Genomic DNA, 2539 nt, shown 5'->3' with positions numbered 1-2539 from the left:
GAGCACAAGCCGTGCCAGGATCCTGCTGAGTAGTTACGCGGATAGTAGAAATTGACCACCAGCGAAAGGCCGTGGTGCCGCTCCCACGGCGTGTCGGGCAGCGGATTGCCGTGCCCGCGCAGGGCCATGCCGGCCGCTGCCACGGCGAACCGCCACGCCGCCGCGTCCTGCGGATTCAAAAGTAAAACAGCCTGCGGCAGGCGTTTCGGGAGGGGGGGCGAAATGCGCCGTTGCTGGAAGTTCTGCCCATGCCGCTGAGAGGCAGCCGGACCAGCGCGCCCGCCCCGATCGTCGTTCGATCCGCGAACTGACGGCGCAGGCGAATTATTGACCAGCGCCTTACGGCAAGTGTTAAGGTTTGGCTTTTCTCGGCGTTCGTGGGAGTCCATTCATGGTCAAGACCGCATCTCTCCCGAGCTTCACCTTCGAGCACTACCTGGAGTGGGAAAACCGGCAGCCGCTGCGCCACGAATTCATTCGCGGCGAGGTCTTTGCGATGACCGGCGCCAGCGATCTGCACAACGAACTGAGCGGCAATCTGTACACCCTCTTGCGCCAACACCTCCGCGGTACAGAGTGCCGGGTGTTCATGGCAGACGTGAAGCTGCGAGTCGAAGCGGCCGACTGCGGCTTCTACCCGGACCTGCTGGTGACCTGCGCCGAGAGCGACCGCGCCGACCGCCATGTCAAGCGCTCACCGGTCGTGGTGGTCGAAGTGCTGTCGGCAAGCACCGCCGCTTTCGACATCGGCGAGAAGTTCGCCGCCTGCCGACAACTGGTCAGCCTGCGGGAATACGTGCTGGTCGATCAGGAGAGAATTCGCATCCAGGTGTATCGCCGTCTGAACGAACAGTGGTTCGTAGACAGCGTCGGTCCCGGCGAGCAACTGCGGCTCGAAAGCGTCGGCCTGAAGTGCCCGGTCGAACGAGTCTATGAAGACCTGAGTCGGGCAGCCCCCGGCGCCAGGTCATGATTTCCGGCACTCATCGTCCAGGCTCCGCCTGTCGGCCCCGGCCGCACTGAGCACCTTCCGGGCCTTGCCCGCTGGCCAGCGCACTTCCCGTACGTAAACGGGTGCTCGCTCATGCGCGCGGCTTCGGCAGGCGCTGGCGGAGCCAGGCGATGGCGTCGTCTACGAAGGTGAAGACGACCGGGATGACCAGCAGGCTGAGGAAGGTCGAGGTGATCAGGCCGCCGATGACGACGATGGCCATCGGCGCGCGGAAGCTCGGGTCGGTGCCGATCCCGATGGCGATCGGCAGCATGCCGGCACCCATCGCAATGGTGGTCATGACGATCGGCCGCGCCCGCTTGCGGCAGGCGTCGAGCAGGGCGTTCCCGCGGTCGAGGCCGTGCTCGCGGCGAGCGAGGATGACGTAGTCGACGAGCAGGATCGAGTTCTTGGTGGCGATGCCCATCAGCATGATCAGGCCGATCATCGACGACATCGAGATCGCCTGACCGGTCACGAACAGCGCGAGGAAGGCGCCGGGCACCGAGAGGACGAGGGCGGCGAGGATGGTCGCCGGCTGTACGAAATCCTTGAACAGCAGGACCAGCACGATGTAGATGCAGAGCACGCCGGTGGCCATGGCCAGGCCGAAGCTCTCGAACAGCTCGGCCATCGACTCGGCGTCGCCGATCGTGGTCTGCAGCACGCCCGGCGGCAGGTTCTTCAGGCTGGGCAGGGCCATCGCCCGCTGCTCGATCTCGCCGAGCGGCTGGCCGTTCAGCTCGATCTCGAAATTGACGTTGCGCAGGCGGTCGTAGCGGTCGATCTCGGCCGGCCCGCCGGCGATGGCCAGCGTGGCGACGTTGCCGATGGCCACCGGCCCGCTCCGGCCGGGCACCGTCATCCGTGCGAGCAGGGCGAGGTTGCGGCGGGCGTCGGGCGGCAGCTTGACGACGATGGGCACCTGGCGCTGGGCGAGGTTGAGCTTGGCCAGGTCCTGGTCGTAGTCGCCGGCGGTGGCGATGCGCAGCGTATCGGCGATGGCCTCGGAGGTGACGCCGAGATCGGCCATGCGCGCGAAGTCGGGGCGGATCACCAGCTCGGGGCGGACCAGGCTGGCCGTCGTCGTCACCGCGCCGATGCCGGGCAGGGTGCGCAGCTCGCGCTCGACGAGGCGGGCGTGCTCGGTGAGCACGGGCCCGTTCTCGCTGGCCAGCACGAGGATGTACTTCTCGCCGCTCGAGCCGCCGAAGCCGACCTTGACCTGGGCGCCGGGGATGACGGCGAGCGCCTCGCGCAGCTGGCGCTCGACATCCTGCTTGGTGGTGCCCGAGCGCTCGCCGCGCGGGGTCAGGTTCAGCGTCAGCGTCGCCTTGCGTACCTCGGCGGCGCCGCGCGGCATGAACGGGTCGCTGCCCGAGGCGCCGCCGCCGACGGCCGTGTAGACCATCCGCACGTGCGGGTTGGTGTTGACGATGGCGCGCGCCTGCTCGGCCGCGGCAACCGTCTCGGCGAGGGTCGCGCCGGGCGACAGGGTCACGTGCACCTGCGGCTGCGAGAGGTCGTCTGCGGGCAGGAAGCCGGTCG

Annotated in this window: 3 protein-coding genes; 1 reads left to right on the top strand and 2 read right to left on the bottom strand. The window is 67.9% G+C overall.

The window, feature by feature from the left end; all coding sequences use genetic code 11:
• Positions 1-389, bottom strand: a 389-nt coding sequence (locus CAPSK01_RS21720; protein WP_273703023.1) for a hypothetical protein, incomplete at its 3' end; no start/stop codon positions are given.
• A 2-nt stretch (positions 390-391) separates the two neighbouring features.
• On the opposite strand from CAPSK01_RS21720, the gene CAPSK01_RS03590 reads away from it, so the two are divergent.
• Positions 392-973 carry a Uma2 family endonuclease gene (locus CAPSK01_RS03590; RefSeq protein ID WP_034922651.1) on the top strand — a complete coding sequence of 194 codons (582 nt, stop codon included), beginning with the start codon at positions 392-394 and terminating at the stop codon, positions 971-973.
• A 109-nt stretch (positions 974-1082) separates the two neighbouring features.
• Here the strand turns inward: CAPSK01_RS03590 and CAPSK01_RS21715 are convergent.
• Positions 1083-2539 (bottom strand): efflux RND transporter permease subunit (locus CAPSK01_RS21715; RefSeq protein WP_034922647.1); only part of this gene is annotated, 1457 nt, incomplete at its 5' end.

It is taken from the genome of Candidatus Accumulibacter vicinus, assembly GCF_000584955.1.
Taxonomy (GTDB): Bacteria; Pseudomonadota; Gammaproteobacteria; order Burkholderiales; family Rhodocyclaceae; genus Accumulibacter; species Accumulibacter vicinus.
This window is presented reverse-complemented; position numbering and strand designations above follow the sequence as displayed.